The organism is Streptococcus sp. 32226D021BW, assembly GCF_053545015.1.
Window position 1 is genome coordinate 1 of the sequence record NZ_JBPPVC010000011.1, and the last position, 22,349, is coordinate 22,349.

The window sequence follows — 22,349 nt, forward strand, 5'->3', positions numbered from 1 at the left end:
TCTCGCGACAACTATCTTAGTTTATCATTTCTTCAACTGATTGTCAACACTTTTTTGAAACTTTTTTAATTTCTTTTTTGTGTTCTGTCGCTTCAGATTTGACAACTCAATTATTCTATCATCTTCACTTAACCTTGTCAACTACTTTTTGAAACTTTTTTTCAAACGGTTAACAGGTTCTCTATAAGACAACTCAATCATTCTATCATCTTCATTTCCTCTTGTCAACTCTTTTTTGAAACTTTTTTCATGCCTATTTTTGATGAAATAAAAATAGCTGATAACCTAAAATGATTATTAGTTATTACCCTGTAAAGATAATAAGTATTTTTCTTCCCCCATACCTCTGACTTTCAGACCTTCTGTCGCACAAGTCACTAGTTCTCTGGATAATTGCCCTACGATTTCTCGTTCTCTTCTCGTAAGGTGTTTTACTGAGAATTGTTTACGAAGATGCTTGTAATCTCTTCCAAAATAGTCAAAGAAATCCGTTTCTTCTAGTATTTTTTCAAATTTTTCTAAATTTACAAGCAACCCTAATTGAAAGGCAATCGGTGCAAATGTCTTATCAAATGGTTGTGTACAGATACTTCTAAATTCAATTGTGCCTCTTTTGGTCAACTCCTGATAATGATAAGAACGATGTGTTTTCAAATCGCTAGTAGTTGGAACAATTTCCTGCGACTGACCAGAGGTAGTCATAGCAGTTATTTTTTTCATTCTTAGAAAGTCTTCTACAGTAATAGGGGGGAAGTAATAACATTTTGCATCACGTTCAATATAGAAGATGGCCGTTTTTTTCTGAAACTCAAGGTAATCTGTTTCTGTATTGAAATCCTCTGGATATACCCCGACATTATCCTCTATCAAACCATGCATAGAGGATTCCCAAAAATAATCTCGACTTATTGTCCAATCTTCACGCTCGGCAAATTCAGAATTCGCAAAAAGGAAGGCCTTGACAGCTTCAATCTTATTAAATGCATTTATAACCCGTAGATAGTTTTCACGTGATACATCAAATTGAACCTGGTTGCCGCAAATAAAACCCGCATAATCCACATAGGGATGCATATGAGGCTGGTTTTCAGCCAATCTTAAATAAGCCATTAGCATCTTATAACGATCTGTAGCTACTGGTCTGTGGTCATTTAACTGCCAACTAGGATTTATTCCCACTCCCTGCAATTCATGATCATATAAAGCCAAGACTCCCTGTATTTCTTGTAGATATAATTCAAAGCGCTTGGCTACATCGTGAATACATTTTGCCTTTGCAAACGCCAATTCTAGCGTGTTATAAGTTACTTCGAATAGGATAAGATCGCCATCATCATTGACAATCTCTATAGGATTGCCAGTTTCATCCAACTTCCTTACGTAAAAATCCATATTCTTTGCAAGATGTACGAGTAAATCTTTGGTTACTTTTATAGAGGTGGGTCCTCCATTTTTATTCACTATTGGATATTCAAGTTCAATTCCAATAAATAATTCTGGGTTATCCTGTATTTTCGAAAGATAATAATCTTTAAAGAAGTTAGTAATTTCAGCCATGTATCCTCCATTCGTTCTTTAAAGTATATCAAATTTTATGCAAAAATAAAACGCCTGCTTACGAAATTATTCTACATTAGAGTAATTTCGTAAACAAGCGTCCAATCAATATGATGAGTGTTACCGCTGGGATGAACCCAGCGGCAGACCAGAGCTAGACTAAGGATTTGAAACAAATCCCATCATCATAACACTCAACAAAATTGATGATCTTATACAAGTTCGATAATTGCCATTGGGGCAGCATCACCACGACGTGGTTCAGTTTTGAGGATACGAGTATATCCACCATTGCGTTCTGCATAGCGAGGCGCGATTTCTGAGAACAATTTTTGAAGTACAGTAGTAGCTGTGTACTTGTCAGTAGCTTCGTCATAGTTTTCAGATGCGATTTCGTTACGAACGAATGCAGCAGCTTGACGACGTGCGTGCAAGTCACCACGTTTACCAAGTGTGATCATTTTTTCAACTGTTTTACGGATTTCTTTAGCACGAGCTTCAGTTGTAACGATTGATTCGTTGATCAAAAGGTCAGTTGTCAAATCGCGCAACATTGCTTTACGTTGTGAGCTAGTGCGTCCTAGTTTACGGTATGCCATGATTTCCTCCTATATTATTTATCTTTCTTCAATCCCAGACCTAAGTCAGCCAATTTAACCTTGACTTCTTCAAGACTCTTACGACCAAGATTGCGCACTTTCATCATTTCTGGCTCAGTTTTTTCTGTCAAATCAAATACAGTATTGATGCCTGCACGTTTTAAACAGTTGTATGAGCGAACAGATAGGTCCAATTCCTCAATCGTACGATCGAGCATACGGTCGTCAGACGTTACTTCAGTTTCCTTCATTACTTCTGCAGATTTAGCAACTTCAGTCAAATCTGTAAATAGACCAAGGTGCTCCATCAAAATACGAGCTGAAAGACCTAAAGCATCTTCTGGAATAATTGTACCATTTGTATTGATTTCAAGTGTTAATTTGTCAAATCCATCATTGCTACCAACGCGAGCTGGTTCAACCTGATAGTTGACTTTTGTCACCGGCGTATAGATTGAATCCACCGCAAGTGTTCCCACTGGTGCATCATCTTTTTTATTACCTTCAGCTGGCACATAACCACGACCTGAATTGACGGTCAAGGTAGCTCTAAAGCTTGCGTCTTCAGCAATAGTGAAAAGATAATGATCTGGGTTTATAATTTCAATGTCACTGTCAGTAAGAATGTCCCCTGCTGTTACTTCAGCTGGACCTACTACATCAAGTTCAATCGTCTTTTCGTCTTCGACATAAGATTTTACAGCAATGCCTTTGATGCTAAGAATAATTTGCATAACATCTTCACGGACACCTGGAACTGTGTCGAATTCGTGGAGTACGCCATCAATTTTAATTGATGTTACTGCAGCACCTGGAAGTGAAGCAAGAAGTACACGACGAAGAGAGTTACCAAGAGTTGTTCCATAACCACGTTCTAGCGGTTCGATGACAAATCTGCCGTAATCTTTTTTTTCATCAATTTTTGTTATTGTTGGTTTTTCAAACTCAATCATTTCTTACTCCCTCTTAAACGAAAAGCTGTGTATGGTATGTATGATTATACACGGCGACGTTTTGGAGGACGAGCACCATTGTGTGGTACAGGAGTCACATCACGAATTGCTGTTACTTCAAGACCAGCGGCAGCAAGAGCGCGGATAGCAGACTCACGACCTGAACCTGGGCCTTTAACGGTAACTTCAACTGTTTTAAGACCGTGTTCTTGTGCAGATTTAGCAGCAGCTTCGGCAGCCATTTGAGCAGCAAATGGTGTAGATTTACGAGAACCTTTGAAACCAAGAGCGCCAGCTGATGACCAAGCAAGAGCGTTACCATGCACATCAGTAATCATAACAATAGTGTTATTAAATGTTGCGTGAATATGAGCAATACCAGATTCGATATTCTTTTTCACACGACGTTTACGTGTTGGTTTAGCCAATTTTTCTACCTCCTATTTTATTTTTTCTTACCTGCGATCGCAACAGCTTTACCTTTACGAGTGCGGGCATTGTTTTTAGTGTTTTGTCCACGGACAGGAAGTCCACGACGGTGACGGATACCACGGTATGAACCGATTTCCATCAAACGTTTGATGTTCAAGTTAACTTCACGACGAAGGTCACCTTCAACTTTGATTGCATCAACTTCGCGACGAATAGCGTCTTCTTGATCAGGTGTCAAGTCTTTTACGCGAACATCTTCTGAAATACCTGCAGCAGCAAGAATTTTCTTAGAAGTTGCGAGACCGATACCGTAAACATAAGTCAATGAAACAACTACACGTTTGTCATTTGGAATGTCAACTCCAGCAATACGAGCCATGTTTTCTCCTTTCTATTTCTTAACCTTGACGTTGCTTGTGTTTAGGGTTTGCTGGGCAAATCACCATAACACGACCATTACGACGAATGACTTTGCAGTATTCGCAAATTGGTTTGACCGATGGTCTTACTTTCATGTCTAATCCCTCCAAGTATTTCGACTATTTAAAGCGGTATGTGATACGTCCACGTGTCAAGTCGTATGGACTAAGCTCAACAGTTACGCGGTCACCGACCAAAATACGAATGTAGTTCTTACGGATTTTACCAGAAACAGTTGCAAGGACTTGGTGTCCATTTTCCAACTCAACAGTAAACATAGCATTTGGCATTGTATCAACTACTTTGCCTTCAATTTCAATCACATCTTCTTTTGCCATGCAAAAGTAACCCCTCTCTAAATATCGATTTGATGCCCTCTGAACACAGAGGTAACAATTATAAGTCAGACTAGGCTATTTTATCACTTTTGGTGGAAAAATGCAAGCCAAATCTATTAAGTTTATTGCAATTTTGATAGCACAGTATCAATTGCTTTGAAAACAAGTTCGATGTCTTGGTCTCCTTCAATATCATGCACCAATCCTTTGGCACGATAGTGTTTGATAATCGGTTGACCTTGTGCAATGTTTACTTCTAAACGGCGTTTAACAGATTCTGGCTTATCATCTTCACGTTGGTAGAAATCTTCCTCTTTGTAATCCCCAACTGGTGGATTGAATACCTTGTGGAAGGTTTCACCTGTTTCCTTATGAATGATGCGGCCACTTAGACGCTCAATCAATTTTGATGGATCAATATCAATGTTGATTACTCCTTGCAATTCAATACCCAAATCCGCCAAGTTTGCATCTAGTGCATGGGCTTGTTCGATAGTACGTGGGTAACCGTCCAACAAGAAACCTTTTTCTTTAATATCATCTTGAACCAAGCGCTCTTTGACAATGCCATTAGTAACTTCATCTGGTACTAAATCGCCCTTGTCAATATAAGACTTAGCCAAAACCCCCATCTCAGTCTGATTAGCCATCGCTGCGCGGAACATATCGCCAGTAGAAATATGAGCAACATTAAATTTCTCTACAATCTTAGCTGCCTGTGTCCCCTTACCAGCACCTGGTAAACCCATAATTAAAAGATTCATGACAAACTCCTTATTTTGTTTTCACATAAATTTGCCAACATTGACAAACTTATCTAAAAACAAAATAGAAGGTTGACGAGGTCAACCTATATTCTATTCTGTAATTTCCAAGAAACCTACATATTTTCTCTTTAGAAGGTAGCCTTCCAACTGCTTAATACCTTCGATACTTGTTGAAATCAAGATGATCAAACTCGTACCCAAGAAAGCAATATTCGAAGAAAGCCCAAAGAGATTTTGTGCAAGAATTGGTAGCAAGGCAATAAAGCTTAGGAATAGTGCGCCAATCGCAGCTAAACGCTTCAGCAATTTAGACAAGAATTGTTCTGTCCCATTTCCAGGCCGTACGCCGTGGATGTAGGCAGCACTCTTTTGTAAACTTTCTGCAGTTTTTTCAGGATTGACCTGAACGAATGTATAGAAGAAAGTAAACAAGATAATCAAACTTGCGTAAACAATCATTCCTTTGACAGTTGAATAATCAAAGTATTCTTGAACTGCCATTAACCAACCTGCACTTCTATTCTGACTTGCAAAATATTGAATCAAAGAAGTTGGAACTGCAGTAATGGAACCTGCAAAGATAACGGGAATAACTCCTGCTGGATTCAATTTTAGGGGCAAGTAAGAACTAGAAGGCGCACCTTGAGCACGTTTTGTGTATTGAATTGGTAGTTTATACTCAGCTTGTTGTACAAATGTTGTAAAGTAAATTACAAAAAGTATTAAGACAATCAATGCTGCAACAAAAATCGCAGATTGTCCCAGACGACTCGATTCAATATTAACAAAACGGTCGATGTAAATCTCATAAAAAGTTCCTGGTAGGGAAGAAATGATACCTGCAAAGATAATCATTGATGTCCCATTACCGTAGCCTTTTTCAGAAATTTGTTCTCCTAACCAAGTAACAATAACTGAACCAGTTGTTAAAATGGAACCAATTAACAAATAAGTTTGCCAGTTAAGTGGCATATTTGTTAATTTTGCGCCTGATAGAGCATTGAAACCTGCTGTGATACCGATAGACTGAACAAACGCCAACACCAAAGAGATGTATCGGGTCGCTTGATTTAACTTCCGTCGACCAACTTCACCCTGTTTTCCCCATTCTACAAATTTGGGTAAGATATCCATTTGTAAGAGTTGAACAATGATAGAAGCTGTGATATATGGGCTAACCCCTAGCGCAAAGACCGAAAAATTTCGCATTGCATTACCAGAAACCAGACTCAACATGTTCAAAAATGGGACATTTGACAAGGCTTCAAGACTTTTTGCATTTACTCCTGGCACTGTAATATGAGTACCGATTCGGAAAACCAAAAGGATAAAAATGGTAAATAGAATTTTACTACGTACCAATTTTATTTTCAAGGCATCCTTTAAAAGCTTAAAAAACATAGGCTGTCACCTCTTAGATGACTTCTACTGAGCCACCTTTAGAAGTGATTGCTTCTTCAGCTGATTTAGAGAATTTAGCAGCCTTAACTGTCAATTTCTTCGTCAATTCGCCGTTACCAAGGATTTTGATACCTGATTTTTCAGCTTTAACAATACCAGCTTCGATAAGTACAACTGGTGTTACTTCAGCACCATCTTCAAAAGCGTTCAATTGATCAAGGTTAACGATTGCGTATTCTTTAGCGTTGATGTTTGTAAATCCACGTTTTGGAAGACGACGGAACAATGGAGTTTGTCCACCCTCAAAACCTGGACGAACACCGCCACCGCTACGAGCTTTTTGACCTTTTTGACCACGGCCAGAAGTTTTACCGTTACCTGATGATGTACCACGACCTACACGGTTGCGGACTTTACGAGAACCTGTAGCAGGTTGCAATTCATGAAGTTTCATTACTTATTTTCTCCTCTTTTATAGGCTAGCGCCTGTGGAATACAAGAGTCTTTGTCCACAAACTCGCTTATTTTATTAAATTGACTAGAAGTCGCAAAGAATTTTCTATGCGACTTAGCCATTTGTTATTTTACTTAACTTCTTCTACAGTTACCAAGTGAGAGATAGCGTTAACCATACCAAGGATAGCTGGATTATCTTCCTTAACAACTGAAGAGTTCAATTTACCAAGTCCAAGTGCAACAACTGTTTTACGTTGTTCTGGTTTGCGACCGATTGGAGACTTAGTCAAAGTGATTTTAATTTGAGCCATGAGTATCTCCTTTCTTATGCTAAATCAGAAACTGAGATGCCACGAAGTGCAGCCACTTCTTCAGCACGTTTCAATTGTTTCAAACCTTCAACTGTTGCGCGAACGATGTTGATTGGTGTGTTTGAACCAAGTGACTTAGAAGTCACATCTGCGATACCTGCCAATTCGATTACGGCACGAGTTGCACCACCGGCAGCAACCCCTGAACCTTCTGAAGCAGGTTTCAACAATACACGAGCGCCGCCAAATTCTGAGCGAACTTCGTGAGGAATTGTTGTACCAACCATTGGTACTTCAATCATGTTTTTCTTAGCAGATTCAACTGCTTTACGGATAGCTTCTGGTACTTCTTGAGCTTTACCAGTACCGAAACCTACGCGACCGTTACGGTCACCAACAACCACAAGAGCTGCAAAACGAAGACGACGTCCACCTTTAACAACTTTTGTAACACGGTTGATGGCTACTACGCGTTCTTCAATTTCAACTGCGTTATCTTTGAATGCCATTTCTTAGTGTCCTCCCTATTAGAATTTCAATCCGTTTTCACGAGCTGATTCAGCCAAAGCTTTCACACGTCCGTGATAGAGATATCCACCGCGGTCAAAGACCACTTCAGAAATACCTTTAGCTACCGCGCGTTCAGCAACGAGTTTACCTACAACAACAGCTTGTTCTGTCTTAGTACCTTTTGAAACTTCTTTATCAAGAGTAGAAGCGCTTGCGAGCGTTACACCCGCTACGTCATCAATCACTTGAGCGTAGATGCCTGTATTAGAACGGAAAATGTTCAAACGTGGGCGAGCAGCAGTTCCAGAGATTTTACCGCGAACGCGACGGTGGCGTTTTTGGCGGATTTTGTTTTTATCTGGTTTTGAAATCACAATATTCACCTCTTAATGTATGATTCTGTTTCTTACGAAACAATTTGAGAAATAGTCAGCCAGGTGGCTCAGCCACCTCAGCAAGCTATTATTTACCTGTTTTACCTTCTTTACGGCGAACGAATTCACCAACGTAGCGGATACCTTTACCTTTGTATGGCTCAGGAGCGCGAAGGCTACGGATGTAAGCTGCTGTTTGACCAACAACTTCTTTGTTGATACCAGACACGATGATTTGTGTTGGTGTTGGAACTTCAAATGTGATACCTTCTGGTGCAACCACTTCGTCTGGGTGTGATTTACCAACAGCAAGTGTCAATTTGTTACCAGCCAATTGAGCACGGTAACCGACACCACGCATTTCAAGTTCTTTTTTGAAGCCTTCAGAAACACCAACAACCATGTTGTTGAGGTTAGCACGGCTAGTACCGTGAATAGTCTTCATTTCTTTTGAATCGTTTGGACGGTGAAGAGTAACTTCTGTACCTTCCAAACGGATTTCAATAGCAGTTGGGAATTCACGAGTCAATTCCCCTTTAGGTCCTTTTACAGTTACCACGCCGTTGTTTTGAGCAAGCTCTACTCCAGCAGGCAATGTAATTACTTTATTACCAATACGTGACATATTTTTTAATTCTCCTGTTAAATTATCAAGCCGTCAAGCGACCAGTTTTCACGGGGGCTCATTTAAACACGGACAATAGCCCGTGTTCGATTGAGCAGGTTACATGATACTAAATAATCAGTAAGTCTGATTTGAACACGCACGAAGAGCTGGTCCTCTCGCGTTTGTATCATGCTTTTAGGTTTCAATTTCTAAATGTGGCAAGGCAGAGCGACGCAGGCTATACTCGAGTATGCCAAGACGCTCTAACACAGACACATGACGAAATTGGAAGCTAAAAGATTACCAAACGTATGCGATAACCTCACCACCAACGTTCTTTTGACGAGCTTGTTTGTCAGTCAAAAGACCTTCTGATGTTGAGATGATTGCGATACCAAGTCCGTTAAGAACTTTTGGAATATCTTCACGTTTTGAGTAAACACGAAGACCTGGTTTTGAAACGCGTTTCAAGTTAGTGATAACTTTTTCACCGTTTGGTCCGTATTTCAAGAATACGCGGATGATGCCTTGTTTGTCATCTTCGATGAATTCAACGTTTTTTACAAAACCTTCGTTTTTAAGGATTGTAGCAATACCTTTTTTGATGTTTGATGCAGGAACTTCAAGCACTTCGTGTTTTGCTTGGTTAGCGTTACGAATACGTGTCAAAAAATCTGCAATTGGGTCAGTCATAACCATTTGTTGTTTCTCCTCTTACTAGCAGTTTGATTAAATCACTTGCTAGTTAATGATGTCCTTGCGGACAAGTGATAAGTGTAAATAGAATAAGTTGCTAGTCCTAAGCAATACTAGGAAGCACTTGACAGGCAATACTAAGATATGACCAGAAGTGCTGACGACAAATTGCAAGGGAATAGCAAGTTATTCTTACCAAGAAGCTTTTGTTACGCCAGGAATTTGTCCAAGGTAAGCCAAGTCGCGGAAGCATACACGGCACAATTTGAATTTGCGGTAAACTGAGTGTGGACGTCCACATTTTTCACAGCGTGTGTAAGCTTGTGTAGAGAACTTAGCTGGGCGTTTGTTCTTAGCGATCATTGATTTTTTAGCCATTTATTCTCTCCCTCTTATTTTGCAAACGGCATACCAAGGCCAGTAAGCAATGCACGTGATTCTTCGTCAGTGTTAGCAGTTGTAACGATAACGATATCCATACCGCGAGTTTTATCAACATCGTCGAAGTTGATTTCTGGGAAGATCAATTGCTCTTTCACACCAAGTGTGTAGTTACCACGTCCGTCAAATGACTTAGTTGGTACACCGTGGAAGTCACGTACACGTGGAAGTGAAACTGTAACCAATTTGTCCAAGAATTCATACATACGTTCGCCACGAAGAGTTACTTTCGCACCGATCGCAACACCCTCACGAAGACGGAAGCCGGCGATTGATTTCTTAGCTTTAGTGATAAGTGGTTTTTGACCTGAGATCAAAGCCAATTCTTGAGCAGCTTTCTCAAGGTTTTTAGCGTTAGAAACAGCGTCACCAACACCCATGTTCAAAACGATCTTATCAACTTTTGGCACAGCCATAACTGAAGAATAGTTAAATTGTTCAGTCAAAGCAGGAACTACTTCATTAAGATATTTTTCTTTTAAACGATTTGCCATTATACTTCTCCTTTCCTTCGTGATTAATCAAGCACTTCGCCTGATTTTTTGTTGTAGCGAACTTTTTTGCCGTCTACAAACTTGTAACCAACGCGTCCTGCAACACCATTTTTGTCAAGAACTTGAACGTTTGACACATGGATTGGAGCTTCTTTTTCAACGATAGCGCCTTGAGGGTTTTCGCTGTTTGGTTTTTGGTGTTTCTTAACGATGTTAACACCTTCAACAATAACTTTGTTTACTTTTGGAAGTGCTGTTACGACAAGAGCTTCAACGCCTTTGTCTTTACCAGCGATTACGCGAACTTTATCGCCTTTTTTTACAAACATTTGATTTCTCCTATAATTTCTTACGCCCTAATGGGCACCCTGGTTAGTTTGTTAACCAGGGGACTTAGTTTGTTAGATTTTAAATTAAAGTACTTCTGGTGCCAATGAAACGATTTTCATGAAACCGCCATCACGCAATTCGCGTGCCACTGGGCCAAAGATACGAGTTCCGCGAGGGTTTTTATCTTCACGGATGATAACTGCAGCATTCTCATCGAATTTGATGTATGAACCATCAGCACGACGAGCACCTGTCTTAGTACGAACGATAACGGCTTTAACAACGTCACCTTTTTTAACCGCACCACCAGGAGTAGCTTGTTTTACTGAAGCAACGATGATGTCGCCGATGTTCGCGAATTTACGTCCTGAACCACCAAGAACTTTGATTGTCAAGATTTCACGTGCGCCACTGTTGTCAGCAACTTTCAAACGAGTTTCTGTTTGAATCATGTCAATTTTCTCCTTTCAGGTTGATTAAATGATAACTGCCTCTTCCACAACTTCTACAAGACGGAAACGTTTTGTAGCTGAAAGTGGGCGAGTTTCCATGATACGAACGATATCGCCTTCTTTAGCAACATTGTTTTCATCATGAGCTTTGTACTTTTTAGAGTAGTTAATACGTTTACCATAGACTGGGTGGTTACGTTTAGTTTCAACTACAACTGTGATTGTTTTGTCCATTTTGTCAGATACTACGCGTCCAACAAGAACTTTACGATTATTGCGTTCCATTGAAATTCTCCTTTCCCAATCTATTATTTAGTTTCAGATTGCACAGTTTTGATACGTGCAATTTGTTTCTTCACTTCGTTCAAACGAGCAGTTTGCTCAAGTTGACCAGCAGCAGCTTGGAAACGAAGTTCGAAGAGTTCTTTCTTCAATTCGTTTTCTTTCTTAGCAAGTTCTTCTTGAGAAAGGCCACGAAGTTCTTTTACAAAATCTTTAATTTCTTGAAGTTTCATGTCTTCTCCTTATTCTGCTTCACGTTTTACGAATTTAACTTTAACTGGCAATTTGTGACCAGCAAGGCGGAATGCTTCACGTGCAATTTCTTCAGAAACGCCAGCTACTTCAAACATAACCTTACCGCGTTTAACTGGAGCTACCCAACCTTCAGGAGCACCTTTACCAGAACCCATACGTACACCGATAGCTTTAGCAGTGTATGATTTGTGTGGGAAGATTTTAATCCAAACTTTACCACCACGTTTCATGTAACGCGTCATAGCGATACGGGCAGCTTCGATTTGGCGGTTTGTAATCCATGAGCTAGTAGTTGCTTGAAGACCGTATTGACCAAAGTCTACTTGTTTTCCACCTTTAGCTTCACCGCGCATTTTTCCACGGAATTCACGACGGTGTTTTACACGTTTAGGTACTAACATTTGTTATTTACCTCCTTTAGTGTTTTTACGAGCTGGAAGAACTTCACCACGGTAGATCCATACTTTGATACCAAGTTTACCGTAAGTTGTCAAAGCTTCTTCCCAAGCGTAGTCGATATCCGCACGAAGTGTATGAAGAGGAACAGTTCCTTCTGAGTAGCCTTCTGCACGGGCAATATCCGCACCATTCAAACGACCAGAAACTTGTGTTTTGATACCTTTTGCACCAGCGCGCATTGCACGTTGGATAGCTTGTTTTTGAGCACGGCGGAATGCCACACGTTGCTCCAATTGACGAGCGATTGACTCACCAACAAGGTGTGCATCCAAATCAGGTTGTTTGATTTCGATGATGTTGATGTGTACTTGCTTACCAGTCAATTTGTTCAATTGAGCACGAAGTGCATCAACGTTGCTACCAGCTTTACCGATAACCATACCTGGTTTAGCAGTGTGGATAGAAACGATAACTTTGTTTACAGCACGTTCGATTTCGATTGTTGATGTTGACGCATCAGCCAATTCTTTTTTGATAAAGTTGCGGATTGCAAGATCTTCATGAAGGTAATCCGCGTATTCTTTTTCAGCATACCATTTAGCATCCCAATCACGGATGATGCCAACACGCATACCAATTGGATGTACTTTTTGACCCACGTTTTTACCTCCTTATTTCTCTGCCACAACTACAGTGATGTGAGCTGTGCGTTTGTTAATTGGTGAAGCTGAACCTTTCGCACGTGGACGGAAACGTTTCAACGTTGGTCCTTCGTTTGCGAATGCTTCGCTGACTACCAAGTTAGCTTTTTCCAAACCAAAGTTGTTCTCAGCGTTAGCGATTGCTGAGTTCAAAACTCCCTCGATAATGCCTGCAGCTTTGTTTGGTGTGAATTTCAAGATTGCGATTGCGTCTGCTACGCTTTTGCCACGGATGTTATCCAAGACAAGACGTGATTTACGAGGTGAAACACGTACTGTGCGAGCAGTTGCTTTAGCTGAAGTAATTTCTGCCATTGTGTTTTCCTCCTAAATTATTTACGACGAGTTTTCTTATCGTCAGCAGCATGACCTTTGTAAGTACGAGTTGGTGCAAATTCACCAAGTTTGTGACCTACCATGTCTTCTTGAATGTATACAGGTACGTGTTTACGTCCATCGTAAACTGCGATTGTATAACCGATGAAACTTGGGAAGATCGTTGAACGACGTGACCAAGTTTTAATTACTTTTTTCTTTTCGTCGTTTGCTTGAGCTTCAACTTTTTTCATCAAATGCTCATCGACGAAAGGTCCTTTTTTAAGACTACGTCCCATTTTAGTGTTTTCTCCTTTAAAATATGTACCACAGCGGCTTGGGAGCTGGACAGAACCCCAGTTCCCGTGTTCGTTGTCCTGCCCCCGCACAGTTGATTAGAAGTTTCGACGTAGCTAAGCTACTAGAAACTGCAATCAACCACTGCGTCAAATTGGCATTTCAATCAAACTGAGGTGCTGGAATAGTCAGTCCATAACAAACCCTACCGAGTTGGCGGATGATATAGAATGCTATGCAACTAAGAATAGATTATTTTTGGTTGCGACGACGAACGATAAGTTTGTCAGATTTAGCTTTCTTGTTACGAGTTTTCAAACCAAGAGCTGGTTTACCCCATGGTGTAGATGGTGCTTTACGACCAACTGGTGCTTTACCTTCACCACCACCGTGTGGGTGATCGTTAGGGTTCATTACAGAACCGCGAACTGTTGGACGGATACCTTTCCAACGGCTACGTCCTGCTTTACCAAGGTTAACAAGGCCATGTTGTTCGTTACCTACAGTACCAACAGTAGCACGGCAAGTACCAAGGATCATACGAACTTCACCTGATTGAAGGCGAACAAGAACATATTTACCTTCTTGACCAAGAACCTGTGCAGATGCACCAGCAGCACGAACCAACTCACCACCGCGACCTGGTTTCAACTCGATGTTGTGAACAACAGTACCGACTGGGATGTTTGCAAGTGGAAGTGCGTTACCAACTTTGATATCTGCTTCTGGACCTGAAACGATACGTTGACCAACTTCAAGACCTTTAGGAGCAATGATATATGCTTTAACACCGTCTGTGTAGTGTACAAGAGCGATGTTTGCTGAACGGTTTGGATCGTACTCGATCGTTTTAACGATTGCTTCAACGCCATCTTTGTTACGTTTGAAGTCTACCAAACGGTAGAAACGTTTGTGACCGCCACCTTGGTGACGAACAGTGATGCGACCGTTGTTGTTACGACCAGCTTTGCTCTTCAAAGCAACAAGCAAGCTTTTTTCTGGAGTGCTTGTTGTGATTTCAGCGAAGTCCAAAGAAGTCATGTTACGACGGCCATTTGTCGTTGGTTTATAAACTTTAATACCCACGTTAATTCCTCCTTTGATTATTCAGCGTCAGCTGTAGCGAACAATTCGATCGCTTTTGAATCAGCAGCCAATGTGATGATTGCTTTTTTCACTTTGTTTGTGCGACCTACATAACGACCTACGCGTTTTGTTTTAGGTTTCACGTTGATTGTGTTAACATTTGCAACTTTAACACCCTCGAATGCAGCTTCAACAGCTTGCTTGATCAAGAGTTTGTGTGCACGAGTGTCAACTTCAAATACATACTTGCCTGCTTCGAGTTGGCCCATTGAGCTTTCTGTGATGACAGGTTTTTTGATAACATCATACAAATTCATTATGCAAGAACCTCCTCAATTTTAGAGATAGCTGCTTGAGTTACAAGAAGTTTGTCTGCATTTGCGATGTCAAGTACGCTTGCAGTTGTTGCAGTTGCAACTTTAACTCCTGGGATGTTACGAGCAGAAAGAGCTGCGAATTCGTTGCCTTCTTCAAGAATAACAAGGACTTTAGAATCAATGCTCAATGCTGCAAGTACTTTTGCAAATTCAGCAGTTTTTGGAGCTGTGAATTCAAGTGAGTTAACAGCTACAAATTTGTTTTCAGCAACTTTTTCTGAGTAAACAGATTTAAGTGCCAAGCGACGAACTTTTTGTGGAAGTTTGTACGCGTATGAACGTGGAGTTGGTCCGAAGACTACGCCACCGCCACGCCATTGTGGTGAGCGGATAGAACCTTGACGAGCACGTCCAGTTCCTTTTTGACGCCATGGTTTGCGTCCGCCACCTGAGACTGCTGAACGGTTTTTAACTGCGTGAGTACCTTGACGAAGGCTAGCACGTTGGCTGATGATCACATCAAATACAACTGCTTGGTTTGGCTCGATACCAAAGATCGCATCGTTAAGAACTACTTCACCAGCTTGTTTACCAGTTTGGTCAAATAATGTTACGTTTGCCATTTCGACTGATTTCCCCTTTCCTTATTATTTACCAGCTTTAACTGCTGACTTGATAGTGATAAGAGATTTCTTAGCACCTGGTACGTTACCTTTGATAAGGATAACGTTCTTTTCTGGAACAACTTGTACAACTTCAAGATTTTGAATTGTTACACGGTTGCCGCCCATGCGACCTGCAAGGTTTTTACCTTTGAATACACGGTTAGGTGCAACAGGACCCATAGAACCTGGACGACGGTGGTAACGAGAACCGTGAGCCATAGGACCACGTGATTGACCATGGCGTTTGATAACACCTTGGAAACCTTTACCTTTAGATGTACCAGTTACATCAACAACATCACCAGCTGCGAAAGTTTCAACTGTAATTTCTTGTCCAACTTCCAAGCCTTCAATGTTTTTGAATTCACGAATGAAGCGCTTAGGAGCTGTGTTAGCTTTAGCTACATGGCCTTTGGCAGGTTTGTTGCTCAATACTTCACGTTTGTCATCAAAACCAACTTGAACTGCTGCATAACCATCAGTTTCAACTGTTTTCACTTGAAGAACAACGTTTGGAGTTGCTTCGATGACAGTTACAGGGATAAATTCACCAGATTCAGTGAAGATTTGAGTCATTCCCACTTTTTTCCCTAAGATTCCTTTTGTCATGAGAAAAATATTCCTTTTCTTAATTTTGTATTTAAAAAGTTTTTAACGAGCGTTTTTTATGCTCAAATCAAGTTTCTGAGTTTTGCTCGCGACTTGATTACAATTTGATTTCTACGTTCACACCACTTGGAAGATCCAATTTCATCAAAGCATCAACTGTTTTTTGAGTTGGGTTGATGATGTCGATCAAACGTTTGTGTGTACGCATTTCGAACTGCTCACGAGAATCTTTGTACTTGTGAGTCGCACGGATGATTGTGTAGAGGCTACGTTCTGTCGGAAGTGGAACTGGACCTGCTACTTGAGCACCTGTACGAGTTGCAGTTTCAACGATTTTTGCAGCTGCTGTATCAAGTGTACGGTGTTCGTACGCTTTCAAGCGGATGCGGATTTTTTTGTTTGCCATCTTTTTCTCCTTTTCGTCTATTTAAGATAATAGGCTAGCTCCACAAGAAAACCAACACGTGTTGCGTGGCAATGCAACCGAGCGTGTCGCAACCTCTTGCATCAAAGCTACAGCCGTAATTTTACGGCACTAGAACATTCTATCAAATTATATTGTGCATTGCAAGAGTTTTTACTTAAAAATTTAAAAATCCCAAAACTTCTGTTTTGGGAGGCGGTTCGTGTATTCTATCGCCATTATTCTTATAATAATTAGTAGAAAACAATCATCGAAAATCCTTTAAATGTTCTTGTAAATCCCTAAGCATATTCTTACGACCATTGAAACTCTGACCACTAATTAGTTTTTCATAATTTTCCAATTGGTCCATGGACAAATTTTTCCGATAATCTCTCAAGGCACCTCTCAACAACAATAGCTCGTCATTGACTAAACCTGGCGATTGTATTACTTGTGATAGTTCATGTATGTCTTCATGAGGCATTCGGTCAAACTTTCGCTTTTTACTTTCCTGTCTGCGAACATAGTCCTTAATCCGATTTCTAAATTTAACCTTGAAATAACAATACAACTGAGCTCTTTCCCCAATCAACCATGGTTGATCCTCCAATAATTCAAACAAGGTTATCATGCCTTCCTGCTCCCAGTCATCTCTGTCCCACAGTTTGATATAAAACTCTTTACGAGCCTTGTTAACAATTCCTTTTACGCAATCATAGACCTTTTCAAATTCCATCATCCTATCTCCTTTGTTTGATGGTTTAAGTTTATCGAAAAGAGCTAACTTTCTACAGGACATTTTTGTCTATCGGATTATATTTCGTTTTATTCTTCATATTTTATGGTTATTTTAGACCATTGTTTTTTCCAATTCTTCTTTTTTATTCTTTTCTCATATAAATCCATTCGTTTAGAATTACCAATAAAATGAGGAGTTGGTCGTACCAAATAATTATAAATATCAGTTAATCCATAAGGCGCAAATAGTTCTATATTCCCTTTCTCTGCTTGCCGAACACCAATTGCGGTACACCTTTCAGGAAATTTTTCTATTGCATCTTTTGACGATTGATAAGGAGAGGTATCCGGGCTATGAATGTGCATAAATACTTGATTCTTAACTTCCCACTGATATTCCGGATATCTTTGACGCAAATTTACTTCTAATTCTTTTGTTGCTTGATACGACACTTGGTCATCGTAAAAGATAAGATCAACATCCGTATTTTTATCAAAACGGTAGTGATTCCAGATAAAATTACGAATTGTTCCCGCACAAATCCATGAATCAGCTAAGTCTAAATCCTTTACAATCCCCAAAATCCTAATGATATCAGGGTCTTTTAACAAATATCTTTCTAACTCTTCTTTCATACAATCTTCTACCTTCAAGTTGTTCATTGATTTTAGTGTTATTTTTTTCTAGCTTCCTTAAAAAAATCGTTAGAATTATCATTCTAACGACAGGGAACAGATTAAAACATTCACCAGACCTTTATTCGATTTCTAATTTATGGACTCATGATTCGATGTCCACAGGACCTTGATTAGCTCTTCGATTTTCAGCTCCTGATAAAAAGGTCCAGCCAGACCTAGTTTTGCTCTCCTGTTTTCAAGCAAAAGATAAAAAGGTCCACACGGACCTTAATTCGCTTTCTTGTTTTCAGGCTCATGATAAAAAGGTCCACTGGACCTAGTTTTGCTCTCCTGTTTTCAAGCAAAAGATAAAAAGGTCCACCCGGACCTAGTTTTGCTCTCCTGTTTTCAAGCAAAAGATAAAAAGGTCCACCCGGACCTTTTTATTCCTCCATAAAGCTGTTGAAGACTTCTTCAATCATATCCCACTCTGCTGTCGCGTCTTCTGGGATTGGTTGTAGGTCGCCTTCTGTACCGTTCTCATTTTCAATATATGAGTAAGCTTGGATTTCAACTTCTCCGTTCTCATCTTCTTCTGCGCTTGCAGGAATTAAAAGAACGTAGTTTTTACCAAATTCTTCTTGACCATCAATTGTCAATAAAATTTCAAAAAGTGTTTCATTACCTTGGTCGTCTACCAAAGTAATCAATTCACGTTCGTCGTGATTGTGGTCGTGTTCATGGTCATGATGATGTGCCATTAGTATCTCCTTTAAAATGTTCTATCTAAATAATTTTGCAAAATCAGCTGAGCTGCTAATTTGTCAATAACTTTCTTGCGTTTTCCGCGACTGATATCTGCCTGCTCAATCAGCATGCGCTCTGCCGCTACGGTTGTTAACCGTTCATCCTGATAATCAACTGGTAGTTTGTATTGTTCAATCAATAAATTTCCATAAGCTTGACTAGCTTCAACACGAGGTCCGCTAGTATTGTTCATGTTCTTAGGTAGGCCTACAACAAACTTATCAACCTTATACTGCTCTACTAACTCAGTTAAACGCTCTAAACCAAATTCACCCTTTTCTTCGTCAATTGGGATGATTTCCAATCCTTGAGCTGTGAAGCCCAAGGGGTCTGAAATGGCTATGCCAACTGTCTTAGAACCGACGTCTAATCCCATTATTCTCATTAGAGGTCAATCCCATTTCCTTTCAAATAGTAGCGCACCAATTCTTCGATAATTTCATCGCGTTCATGTTTACGAATTTGGTTGCGGGCATCATTATAGCGCGGAATATAAGCAGGGTCCCCACTTAATACGTAGCCTATGATTTGGTTAATTGGATTATACCCCTTCTCATCCAATGAACGATAAACACTGGTCAGCGTTTGGCTAATTTCTTGCTTATCTGTATCATCCAGACGAAATCGGACTGTTTCTTCTGTGAATCCCATACTTACACCTTCTTTCATTATGTCTTACTCCCATTATAACACACTATCTACATAATCTCAAAGAAAGAGCAAAAAGAACTCTATCATCAGAGTTCTTTCCTACTCTTATAAAGCTGCTCGCATACGAGCTTGAGCGTTCTCTACATTGCGAACCGCTCGTGGTAAGAAGGCGCGAATGTCATCTTCTTTATATCCAACCTGCAATCGTTTCTCGTCAATCAGAATTGGGCTTTTCAAAATACGTGGATTAGAAGTAATCAAGTCAATCACTTCATTGACACTCAAATCTTCGATATCAAAATCCAAACTCTTAGCATAGCGATTTTTTGACGATACAATACTTGCAATGCCGTTTTCCGTCTTGGTCAAGATATTTAAAATTTCTTCCTTGGTGATTGCCTCTTTAGCTAGGTTATGTTCATTATAGGACAATTGATGGGCATTCAACCAGTTCTTTGCTTTCTTACAAGAAGTACAACTAGATACTGTATAAATTTTAATCATGTAGTCACTCCTTTGCTACATCTTAGTAAGCACATTATAAAACATTATACCACAAATTCCATCCGTCTGTAGACCTATTTTTAAAAAACTTTAAATTTTTGGGCGAATATTCGTTTTTCAATCAAAAAAAGTCTGGATAACCCAAACTTTTTCGTTTTTATTCTTCTAATTCAATACCGCCATCAAGATCTAGGACAACATCTTGAACCTCTTCGATAGCAACAGAAGCCTCTTCTGTCACAGCTTCTTGCGTTTCATCAGCTTCAATCAGGCCGTAGTGAACACGGATTTTGCGGTCAATTTCATCAAAGATTGCTGGATTATCTGCTAAGAATTTCTTAGCATTTTCAGAACCTTGGCCAATTTTTTCTCCATTATATGAATACCAAGCACCTGCTTTTTGGATGATGCCGAGGTTGCTACCAATCTCAATCAATTCACCTGTGCGAGAAATTCCTTCACCGTACATGATTTCAACAACAGCTTCTTTAAATGGTGGAGCCACCTTGTTCTTCACAATCTTCACCTTGGTTTCCTTACCAACGTTTTGATCTTTCTTGTCGCCTGTCCCTTTGATTTGTGTGTTTCCACGAACATCCATACGGACAGATGCATAGAATTTAAGCGCACGTCCACCAGGTGTTGTTTCAGGGTTACCAAACATGACACCGACTTTTTCACGTAATTGGTTGATGAAAATAGCTACTGTCTTGGTTTTGTTGATGGATGCACCGAGTTTGCGCATGGCCTGACTCATCATACGAGCCTGTAAACCAACATGGCTATCACCGATATCACCGTCGATTTCTGCACGTGGTACTAGGGCAGCAACAGAGTCCACAACAACCAAGTCAACCGCACCAGAGTCTATCAGCTTGCCTGCAATTTCAAGACCTTGTTCCCCTGAGTCTGGCTGGGACAAGAGTAACTCATCAATATTGACACCAAGAGCTGCTGCATAGGCTGGATCCAAGGCATGCTCCGCATCGATAAAGGCAGCAATACCACCATCTTTCTGGGCTTGAGCTACTGCGTGTAGAGCAACAGTTGTCTTACCTGAGCTCTCTGGACCGTAAATCTCAATGATACGACCTTTCGGATAGCCACCCGCTCCAAGCGCAATGTCGATTGATAAGCTACCTGAGCTCATGACTTGAACTTTTTGTTCAGCACGCTCCCCAAGACGCATAACAGCACCCTTACCAAAATCTTTTTCAATTGATTTTAGAGCATCATCCAGCGCTTTTTTACGCTCATCGCCAAATTTCTTTGTAATATCTTCTAATTTTTTTCCTGGTTTCTTAGCCAATGATTTTCTCCTCTTTTCTTAGTCAAACTATTATAGCAAATATCTGCTATTTCACAAAGTGTTTCGTACAAAATCCCAGGCCTGCAGACAAGCAAGCTGGCGAAGGTATTGCCACGAATAACCACCTAAATCTGTCTCTTTTTGGGAAATACCCGAGGTCGTAGCCAAAGTGAGATATACTTTTGCAAGTACGTTGTCCTCTGTTGATTCCGGTTTGATAAGCACAGACACAGCCAAACCCAAATCAGCTTGCAGCTCCTGCCGAATGCAGTCAGCTTCCTCTGATAGCCAGCCCGATTCTGTCCCTAGCTGACCGATGACTTTTCCTCCGCTAAAATACGGCTGTTCAGCCAAAGCCAGGCTCAATTCAGCTTGCAAGAGACCACCTGTCCCTTGTTCGACGATAGCGATGGTTTGTCTTTTCTCCACCAAACGAGTCGCTACCGTTTTGACCAAACTATTGTCCTCACCATAGGCATAGAAATAGTCGACCAGTTTATCACGTTGTAAGATGTCTTCTTCCAACTGATTCAAACGTAGATTTGCTTCTTCTTGGCTGGTCGCTTTGGTGGACAAGCGTAAAGTTACCTCTCCAACTTTTGCATAAGGAGCAAGAGTTGGGTCTGTCTGCTTGTCGATCAAGTCCGCCAAAACAGTCACCAACTGACTTTCACCAATGCCAAAAAAGCGCAGGACTCGAGAGTAGAGTTGTTGACTTGACTGGTCAAACAAGGGCTGCAAACTTTCTGTAAACATAGCCTTGAGCTCACTTGGTGGGCCAGGCAAAACAATATAGGTTACCCCATCTTGCTCAATCATGCCTCCCACTGCCAATCCTGCTGGATTTTGTAGCGCTTGACTGCCCTCAACAATTTGTGCCTGGCGTTCATTATTGGGCGTGCGGACACGACCTGGTCGGCTGGCAAAGAAGCGGTCTAATTTTGCCATGGCTTTTTCATCAAAGACCAATTTTCTACCTAAGAAGGCCGCCAAGGTCTGCTTGGTCAAGTCATCTTCTGTTGGTCCAAGACCTCCACAGAGAATGACTAGCTCACTACGCTTCCTGGCTACCTCCAGTACAGACAGAAGCCTGTTTTCATTATCTCCAACAGCTGTGTGGAAATAAACATCAATTCCCAGCTCTGCACATTTCTCCGAAAGGAACTGGGCATTGGTATTAATGATTTGGCCTGTCAAAATCTCCGTCCCAACGGCAATTAGTTCTGCTTTCATATTCCTCCTCTGTCTAGGG

At 40.6% G+C, this 22,349-nt stretch carries 38 protein-coding genes; all 38 read right to left on the reverse strand.

All coding sequences use genetic code 11. The features are described 5' to 3' along the window. Positions 1–297: 297 nt before the first annotated feature. Positions 298–1,557, reverse strand: a complete 1,260-nt coding sequence (locus ACEE44_RS07565) for a glutamate-cysteine ligase family protein (protein ID WP_449171828.1) — start codon at positions 1,555–1,557, stop codon at positions 298–300. A 212-nt stretch (positions 1,558–1,769) separates the two neighbouring features. Next, positions 1,770–2,156 (reverse strand): 50S ribosomal protein L17, encoded by a 387-nt coding sequence (gene rplQ / locus ACEE44_RS07570; RefSeq protein WP_105113652.1) that lies wholly within the window; start codon positions 2,154–2,156, stop codon positions 1,770–1,772. A 14-nt stretch (positions 2,157–2,170) separates the two neighbouring features. Continuing rightward, a complete protein-coding gene (locus tag ACEE44_RS07575) occupies positions 2,171–3,109 on the reverse strand; it encodes a DNA-directed RNA polymerase subunit alpha (RefSeq protein ID WP_449171829.1) in 939 nt (312 codons plus the stop codon). 44 nt (positions 3,110–3,153) lie between these two features. Next, the gene (rpsK, locus tag ACEE44_RS07580; protein ID WP_003080097.1) at positions 3,154–3,537 is read right to left on the reverse strand and encodes a 30S ribosomal protein S11; all 384 of its coding nucleotides are present in this window, start codon (positions 3,535–3,537) and stop codon (positions 3,154–3,156) included. Positions 3,538–3,554: 17 nt separating this feature from the next. Further along, positions 3,555–3,920: a 30S ribosomal protein S13 gene (gene rpsM, locus ACEE44_RS07585; protein ID WP_449171830.1), complete on the reverse strand. Its 366-nt coding sequence runs from the start codon at positions 3,918–3,920 to the stop codon at positions 3,555–3,557. A gap of 19 nt (positions 3,921–3,939) precedes the next feature. Continuing rightward, entirely contained in the window at positions 3,940–4,056 is a 117-nt protein-coding gene (rpmJ, locus tag ACEE44_RS07590; protein ID WP_001808836.1) for a 50S ribosomal protein L36, read from the reverse strand. Positions 4,057–4,080: 24 nt separating this feature from the next. Further along, a complete protein-coding gene (gene infA / locus ACEE44_RS07595; RefSeq protein WP_002936627.1) occupies positions 4,081–4,299 on the reverse strand; it encodes a translation initiation factor IF-1 in 219 nt (72 codons plus the stop codon). A gap of 122 nt (positions 4,300–4,421) precedes the next feature. Continuing rightward, entirely contained in the window at positions 4,422–5,063 is a 642-nt protein-coding gene (locus ACEE44_RS07600) for an adenylate kinase (protein ID WP_449171831.1), read from the reverse strand. Between the two features lie 93 nt (positions 5,064–5,156). Further along, positions 5,157–6,467: a preprotein translocase subunit SecY gene (gene secY / locus ACEE44_RS07605; RefSeq protein WP_172050312.1), complete on the reverse strand. Its 1,311-nt coding sequence runs from the start codon at positions 6,465–6,467 to the stop codon at positions 5,157–5,159. 13 nt (positions 6,468–6,480) lie between these two features. Continuing rightward, positions 6,481–6,921 carry a 50S ribosomal protein L15 gene (rplO, locus tag ACEE44_RS07610; RefSeq protein ID WP_002936637.1) on the reverse strand — a complete coding sequence of 147 codons (441 nt, stop codon included), beginning with the start codon at positions 6,919–6,921 and terminating at the stop codon, positions 6,481–6,483. Between the two features lie 130 nt (positions 6,922–7,051). After that, complete coding sequence (rpmD, locus tag ACEE44_RS07615; RefSeq protein ID WP_002936638.1) at positions 7,052–7,234, reverse strand: 50S ribosomal protein L30; 183 nt, start codon at positions 7,232–7,234, stop codon at positions 7,052–7,054. 14 nt (positions 7,235–7,248) lie between these two features. Next, positions 7,249–7,743: a 30S ribosomal protein S5 gene (gene rpsE / locus ACEE44_RS07620; protein WP_002936639.1), complete on the reverse strand. Its 495-nt coding sequence runs from the start codon at positions 7,741–7,743 to the stop codon at positions 7,249–7,251. Between the two features lie 18 nt (positions 7,744–7,761). Then, the gene (gene rplR, locus ACEE44_RS07625) at positions 7,762–8,118 is read right to left on the reverse strand and encodes a 50S ribosomal protein L18 (RefSeq protein WP_002936641.1); all 357 of its coding nucleotides are present in this window, start codon (positions 8,116–8,118) and stop codon (positions 7,762–7,764) included. A gap of 88 nt (positions 8,119–8,206) precedes the next feature. Then, positions 8,207–8,743 (reverse strand): 50S ribosomal protein L6, encoded by a 537-nt coding sequence (gene rplF / locus ACEE44_RS07630; protein WP_449171832.1) that lies wholly within the window; start codon positions 8,741–8,743, stop codon positions 8,207–8,209. A 282-nt stretch (positions 8,744–9,025) separates the two neighbouring features. Beyond that, the gene (gene rpsH / locus ACEE44_RS07635; protein ID WP_002936647.1) at positions 9,026–9,424 is read right to left on the reverse strand and encodes a 30S ribosomal protein S8; all 399 of its coding nucleotides are present in this window, start codon (positions 9,422–9,424) and stop codon (positions 9,026–9,028) included. Positions 9,425–9,613: 189 nt separating this feature from the next. Continuing rightward, a complete protein-coding gene (locus tag ACEE44_RS07640) occupies positions 9,614–9,799 on the reverse strand; it encodes a type Z 30S ribosomal protein S14 (protein ID WP_002936651.1) in 186 nt (61 codons plus the stop codon). A gap of 14 nt (positions 9,800–9,813) precedes the next feature. After that, positions 9,814–10,356: a 50S ribosomal protein L5 gene (gene rplE, locus ACEE44_RS07645; protein ID WP_002936653.1), complete on the reverse strand. Its 543-nt coding sequence runs from the start codon at positions 10,354–10,356 to the stop codon at positions 9,814–9,816. A 23-nt stretch (positions 10,357–10,379) separates the two neighbouring features. After that, positions 10,380–10,685, reverse strand: coding sequence for a 50S ribosomal protein L24 (gene rplX, locus ACEE44_RS07650; RefSeq protein ID WP_014637292.1), 306 nt, complete (start codon positions 10,683–10,685; stop codon positions 10,380–10,382). Positions 10,686–10,769: 84 nt separating this feature from the next. Beyond that, positions 10,770–11,138 carry a 50S ribosomal protein L14 gene (rplN, locus tag ACEE44_RS07655; RefSeq protein WP_002936658.1) on the reverse strand — a complete coding sequence of 123 codons (369 nt, stop codon included), beginning with the start codon at positions 11,136–11,138 and terminating at the stop codon, positions 10,770–10,772. A gap of 24 nt (positions 11,139–11,162) precedes the next feature. Next, complete coding sequence (rpsQ, locus tag ACEE44_RS07660) at positions 11,163–11,423, reverse strand: 30S ribosomal protein S17 (RefSeq protein WP_000440801.1); 261 nt, start codon at positions 11,421–11,423, stop codon at positions 11,163–11,165. A gap of 23 nt (positions 11,424–11,446) precedes the next feature. After that, complete coding sequence (rpmC, locus tag ACEE44_RS07665) at positions 11,447–11,653, reverse strand: 50S ribosomal protein L29 (RefSeq protein WP_002936659.1); 207 nt, start codon at positions 11,651–11,653, stop codon at positions 11,447–11,449. 9 nt (positions 11,654–11,662) lie between these two features. After that, positions 11,663–12,076, reverse strand: coding sequence for a 50S ribosomal protein L16 (rplP, locus tag ACEE44_RS07670; RefSeq protein WP_002936660.1), 414 nt, complete (start codon positions 12,074–12,076; stop codon positions 11,663–11,665). A 3-nt stretch (positions 12,077–12,079) separates the two neighbouring features. Beyond that, on the reverse strand, positions 12,080–12,733 hold the full coding sequence (rpsC, locus tag ACEE44_RS07675; RefSeq protein WP_044689746.1) for a 30S ribosomal protein S3: 654 nt from the start codon (positions 12,731–12,733) through the stop codon (positions 12,080–12,082). Positions 12,734–12,745: 12 nt separating this feature from the next. Continuing rightward, positions 12,746–13,090, reverse strand: a complete 345-nt coding sequence (rplV, locus tag ACEE44_RS07680) for a 50S ribosomal protein L22 (protein ID WP_002936662.1) — start codon at positions 13,088–13,090, stop codon at positions 12,746–12,748. Between the two features lie 17 nt (positions 13,091–13,107). Next, the gene (rpsS, locus tag ACEE44_RS07685) at positions 13,108–13,389 is read right to left on the reverse strand and encodes a 30S ribosomal protein S19 (protein WP_000533766.1); all 282 of its coding nucleotides are present in this window, start codon (positions 13,387–13,389) and stop codon (positions 13,108–13,110) included. Positions 13,390–13,639: 250 nt separating this feature from the next. Then, complete coding sequence (gene rplB / locus ACEE44_RS07690) at positions 13,640–14,473, reverse strand: 50S ribosomal protein L2 (RefSeq protein ID WP_002936663.1); 834 nt, start codon at positions 14,471–14,473, stop codon at positions 13,640–13,642. Between the two features lie 17 nt (positions 14,474–14,490). Next, positions 14,491–14,790 carry a 50S ribosomal protein L23 gene (locus ACEE44_RS07695; protein WP_004195491.1) on the reverse strand — a complete coding sequence of 100 codons (300 nt, stop codon included), beginning with the start codon at positions 14,788–14,790 and terminating at the stop codon, positions 14,491–14,493. Then, complete coding sequence (gene rplD / locus ACEE44_RS07700) at positions 14,790–15,413, reverse strand: 50S ribosomal protein L4 (protein ID WP_004195490.1); 624 nt, start codon at positions 15,411–15,413, stop codon at positions 14,790–14,792. Before rplD ends, ACEE44_RS07695 begins: the two co-directional genes overlap by 1 nt. A gap of 24 nt (positions 15,414–15,437) precedes the next feature. Next, positions 15,438–16,064, reverse strand: a complete 627-nt coding sequence (gene rplC / locus ACEE44_RS07705; RefSeq protein WP_011921686.1) for a 50S ribosomal protein L3 — start codon at positions 16,062–16,064, stop codon at positions 15,438–15,440. Positions 16,065–16,161: 97 nt separating this feature from the next. Further along, positions 16,162–16,470: a 30S ribosomal protein S10 gene (gene rpsJ, locus ACEE44_RS07710; protein ID WP_002939332.1), complete on the reverse strand. Its 309-nt coding sequence runs from the start codon at positions 16,468–16,470 to the stop codon at positions 16,162–16,164. A gap of 265 nt (positions 16,471–16,735) precedes the next feature. Then, the gene (locus ACEE44_RS07715; protein ID WP_248051104.1) at positions 16,736–17,209 is read right to left on the reverse strand and encodes a sigma-70 family RNA polymerase sigma factor; all 474 of its coding nucleotides are present in this window, start codon (positions 17,207–17,209) and stop codon (positions 16,736–16,738) included. Positions 17,210–17,295: 86 nt separating this feature from the next. Next, entirely contained in the window at positions 17,296–17,844 is a 549-nt protein-coding gene (locus tag ACEE44_RS07720; RefSeq protein WP_161943271.1) for a nucleotidyltransferase family protein, read from the reverse strand. A gap of 425 nt (positions 17,845–18,269) precedes the next feature. Further along, the gene (locus ACEE44_RS07725; protein WP_004195480.1) at positions 18,270–18,587 is read right to left on the reverse strand and encodes a DUF1292 domain-containing protein; all 318 of its coding nucleotides are present in this window, start codon (positions 18,585–18,587) and stop codon (positions 18,270–18,272) included. An 11-nt stretch (positions 18,588–18,598) separates the two neighbouring features. After that, positions 18,599–19,018 (reverse strand): Holliday junction resolvase RuvX, encoded by a 420-nt coding sequence (ruvX, locus tag ACEE44_RS07730; protein ID WP_105108278.1) that lies wholly within the window; start codon positions 19,016–19,018, stop codon positions 18,599–18,601. Continuing rightward, complete coding sequence (locus ACEE44_RS07735) at positions 19,018–19,284, reverse strand: IreB family regulatory phosphoprotein (RefSeq protein ID WP_105108277.1); 267 nt, start codon at positions 19,282–19,284, stop codon at positions 19,018–19,020. The genes ruvX and ACEE44_RS07735 overlap by 1 nt, the downstream gene beginning before the upstream one ends. Before the next feature lie 105 nt (positions 19,285–19,389). Further along, the gene (gene spx, locus ACEE44_RS07740; protein ID WP_029177692.1) at positions 19,390–19,788 is read right to left on the reverse strand and encodes a transcriptional regulator Spx; all 399 of its coding nucleotides are present in this window, start codon (positions 19,786–19,788) and stop codon (positions 19,390–19,392) included. A gap of 157 nt (positions 19,789–19,945) precedes the next feature. Continuing rightward, positions 19,946–21,097: a recombinase RecA gene (recA, locus tag ACEE44_RS07745; protein WP_449171833.1), complete on the reverse strand. Its 1,152-nt coding sequence runs from the start codon at positions 21,095–21,097 to the stop codon at positions 19,946–19,948. Positions 21,098–21,148: 51 nt separating this feature from the next. Then, a complete protein-coding gene (locus tag ACEE44_RS07750; RefSeq protein ID WP_449171834.1) occupies positions 21,149–22,330 on the reverse strand; it encodes a competence/damage-inducible protein A in 1,182 nt (393 codons plus the stop codon). Between the last annotated feature and the right edge of the window lie 19 nt (positions 22,331–22,349).